General features: G+C 54.0%; 5 protein-coding genes. 2 read left to right on the forward strand and 3 right to left on the reverse strand.

Translation table 11 applies throughout. The features are described from left to right. The coding region (locus AB4043_RS19055) for a hypothetical protein (protein WP_442307786.1) at positions 1-883 on the forward strand (883 nt) is incomplete at its 5' end. 54 nt (positions 884-937) lie between these two features. Then, on the forward strand, positions 938-1,687 hold the full coding sequence (locus AB4043_RS19060) for a TIGR03435 family protein (protein WP_442303367.1): 750 nt from the start codon (positions 938-940) through the stop codon (positions 1,685-1,687). 377 nt (positions 1,688-2,064) lie between these two features. Here the strand turns inward: AB4043_RS19060 and AB4043_RS19065 are convergent, their stop codons facing one another. The 3 genes from AB4043_RS19065 to AB4043_RS19075 all read right to left on the reverse strand — a co-directional run bounded on the left by AB4043_RS19065 (position 2,065) and on the right by AB4043_RS19075 (position 3,263). Then, positions 2,065-2,286, reverse strand: coding sequence for a hypothetical protein (locus AB4043_RS19065; RefSeq protein ID WP_442303368.1), 222 nt, complete (start codon positions 2,284-2,286; stop codon positions 2,065-2,067). A gap of 311 nt (positions 2,287-2,597) precedes the next feature. Then, a complete protein-coding gene (locus AB4043_RS19070) occupies positions 2,598-2,945 on the reverse strand; it encodes a hypothetical protein (protein ID WP_442303369.1) in 348 nt (115 codons plus the stop codon). A 72-nt stretch (positions 2,946-3,017) separates the two neighbouring features. Next, positions 3,018-3,263 carry a hypothetical protein gene (locus AB4043_RS19075; protein ID WP_442303370.1) on the reverse strand — a complete coding sequence of 82 codons (246 nt, stop codon included), beginning with the start codon at positions 3,261-3,263 and terminating at the stop codon, positions 3,018-3,020. Between the last annotated feature and the right edge of the window lie 169 nt (positions 3,264-3,432).

The following is a 3,432-nucleotide window of genomic DNA, read 5'->3' on the forward strand; positions in this document are numbered from 1 at the left end:
TAGTAAATGGATGCACTCGGGAATGTCTAATGTTAGAAGATATTGTGCATATGAAACACAAAAGGAACACGGTTTAAAGATTGTTGACTACAACAGCGCGACCCGTGGCTGTGATGATGCTGTTGCGGTCCCAGCCGATCATGCGCACATCGTTAAACCCTGTAGTAATCGAGCTGATTCCTACATAGCTCTAAAGGGAAAGTTGCAATCACTGAATCTTGGTCACCTTGCCTCGACGCATGGGCAAGACATAATGCTCGAAACGAGTAATTCAACGGATGGGGAACAGGTAGAAGCATTTCAGCAGCAGTTTAGATTAACCAATCGCGGCCCCCTCGCGATATCCAAAATTCATTATGCGTGTGCCATATCCTATCTAAAAACTTCAGACAAAGACGAAGGAATGCCGTTTGCCCAGAACGACCATCAGATGGTTTATCTCGTTGTTCCGGTTATGGGATATTTGCAACCGCTGGATAAGACGCAAAGCACAACGATCGATTGTGACTGGATCAATCGTCCAGGAAAATCTTTGAATTTTTCTGAAGTTGAGTTAGTCGTTAGTTTTGTCACGAGCGAAGGAAAAGAAGAGTTGTATGCGACGCAATCATTTACTGGACAACGGGATAACTCCGGTCGGTTCAAATGGGATCCGGGGTCATCGCAGCCTTCCGTGCTTGAGTCGATTCGAGATGCATCACAGAAGCGTCAGAGAGTTGTTGTAGTCATGCCATTTGGGGGGAACAATAGGTTCCACTCTGAAAACGTAACGCCCGAAGAGTATTCTGAAATCATCTCGTCGTGGATACCTGTCTTGAAGGAAGCAGGATCAATCACGATCTTGAGTACGATGGTCTCAGGCAACTACACGAAAGTTCACTGAAATATCCGGAGCTGCCTCAGGAACTTGCGACATCTCTTTGGCGTATCATCTCGCATGGCGCGCCTGTCTCTTCTTTCATCCCTCCTTCTCTGCTCGTTCGCCGCGTATGCGCAGGATGGCTTCGAGGCGGCCAGCATTCATCCCACCAAAGAGTCTGTTCCTAACGAGCGGGATGGCTCCATCTCGGCTGCGCATGGGACGCTTCGGCTGCATGATGTCACGCTGAAGTCATGCATTCACTACGCCTACGGCATCTCCACTGCGCAGATTGTGGGTGGCACGAATCTCTCCGGAGAGCGGTATGACATTCTGGCCACTGCCGGGCGGGATCTTGGGGATGCGGAGCTGCGGCGTATGTTGCAGGGGCTGCTGGCGGAGCGGTTTCATCTCACCCTGCACCACGAGCAGCGCGAGATGCGGGGATATCTTCTCTCGATCGCACCGGGTGGGGTGAAGGACTCGGCGGCGATCCATGCCGCGGCCGGCGAGGGTGAGCCGGCCCACCAGAACTCCGAGATCGGATTTACCGCCCGCAACTTCACCATGAAGGATCTGGCGACGTATCTCGCCAGTCCTCTCGATGGTCCGGTGGCGGATCAGACTGGACTTAGCGGACGGTATGACATCGCGGTCGACTTCCGCCGTTATGTGAATACCGGTCCTACGACGCAGGAGGAGCGCCCGAGTGTCATGTCCGTCCTGAACCCCGCGCTCAAAGGCGAGCTTGGATTGCAGCTTGCGGCGAAGAAGGGAATGTATGACGTGGTGGTCATCGACCACGTTGAGGCTCCGTCGGGGAATTGAGGGGGTTCCGGTCACCCATACACTGGGTGCCCCATTCATCGCGTATCGGGGTCCCCGGTGAACTTCGTTCACTGGGGTGACAAAGCGATGAGTGGGAAAGTCGAGCGCTAGCTCGATAAATTTCCAGGTAATTTGATGTATTCGGCAGAATATCCCACCCATCGCGTTGCGATGGATGGGGCACCCAGTGTGTGAGTCGGGCAGATCTTTTGTCCATCCGAAGAGTTAAAAGCGGGTCCTTCGCGATGCTCAGGATGACAAGCAAAAATGGTTCGCGCGTAGTACGAATACCCAGGTCTCCGAGGGAAACCACCCCAACGAACAAGTTCGTTGGGGAACCAGGGACCTGGGGCACCCGGTGTTGTGCCTCTCATCTTTTAGAACGTGATGATGTCCAGCGCCGGGGCGGGCTTGATCTCGACTGGGGCGAAGACGTTGTTGTGCATCCCTTTGCTGATGTCGAGCAGAACGCTGTTCACCGTATCTTCTGTGCGCGTTTGCGGCATGTGGATCACGCGGGTTACGCGGGCAGTTGCCTGGCAAAGACGAAAACGATTCGGAATGCGGGTTAGTGCCAGATACACCTGTTCGGATCGCATATAAGACTCCAGTCGGGACAAGCCGTTAACGTACTCGAGAAGCGGGCTCGTCGAATGACAGAGCTTCAATCAAAGGAAGCGAGCAGGAAGGCGTATTTCAAGTTTACGCGGAAAGCAGGAGAATGCGTTCGAGAAAAGGAAGCTCGGGGAATGGAATGTTTTTGTCGCGACACGCTGGGCGCCTCTCCCAGGTTGAAGAAGTACGGTCTGGTACCTCAGCGGCTGAAGCCGCACTTCCTGTTGCATCTGATTCGGCACGGCTGAAGCCGTGCCCTTAAGCAATACGAAACTACACAAAGTGACCACATTGTTCATGGTCTTTCTCGAAGCCGCACGGTAATCCGGCCACGCCGTTCTCCTCTGCGAATCTGTTTGGCTTGCTTTTGCAGATGTGCCGTTGGATCATCGGGGCCGGCTTCGTCATTGTCCTCGGCGGTATCCTCTGTCTTCTCTTCCAGCACATACTGCACCTGCGGTTGGGCCATGGTCTGCAGCTCCTGCAGAGCGTTGCCGAGTGCGGCAGCGGAGGGATAGAAGCCCCAGTTTGATTTACCCAGGCGTTTGTTCCGTCTCCAGCGGAAGCGTTGATAGAAGAAGACACAAAGAAAGAAGGTCGCGAAGCCATCCAGGCCTCGCAGCAGCAACAGATCGAAGTCCATGAAATCGCCTCTGGTGAGTCAGCAAAGGAACACGTCGCCGCGAGCCGTTAAGGTCGCGGCGGGAGATTTGCTCTAGACCGACGGAGGCGGACGCTGGAAGCGTGTGCGGTGTACCGGAGAGAGACGTTGCCTGTGGTGTGAAACGACAGGCAGCCGGGCTTGCTTCTGTTCGGGGATTCCGAAGACAAAGACGGCCAGCAGGATGAGACAGGGTGTGAGGTTCGACGCGTGAGGCAGCACCAGCAGAAGCAGAAGCGTGATTGCCAGTATGGCAAGAACGACAGTCCTGAATCCGGATTGGTGTGAGTGACCGGTCACGTGGCGAGTGTATCAGTCTGAAAGATAGTTCTTTCCCGTTGGGTGGGGGCACCCGGATTCTAGAAATTCAGATGATAAATCTCCTGATCGCGATAAACTGACTTCCCAAAGCCATGCAGCGACCACACGGAATTACCGCGATCATGGTTGTCCACTCATTGCTCTATAT

It is taken from the genome of Terriglobus sp. YAF25, from assembly GCF_052113305.1.
Lineage (GTDB): Bacteria > Acidobacteriota > Terriglobia > Terriglobales > Acidobacteriaceae > Terriglobus.

Excerpts from the sequence above, each read along its gene's own strand:
- AB4043_RS19065 (WP_442303368.1), bottom strand. The coding sequence starts at position 2,286 with ATGCGATCCGAACAGGTGTATCTGGCACTAACCCGCATTCCGAATCGT.
- AB4043_RS19060 (WP_442303367.1), top strand. The coding sequence starts at position 938 with ATGGCGCGCCTGTCTCTTCTTTCATCCCTCCTTCTCTGCTCGTTCGCC.
- AB4043_RS19070 (WP_442303369.1), bottom strand. The coding sequence starts at position 2,945 with ATGGACTTCGATCTGTTGCTGCTGCGAGGCCTGGATGGCTTCGCGACC.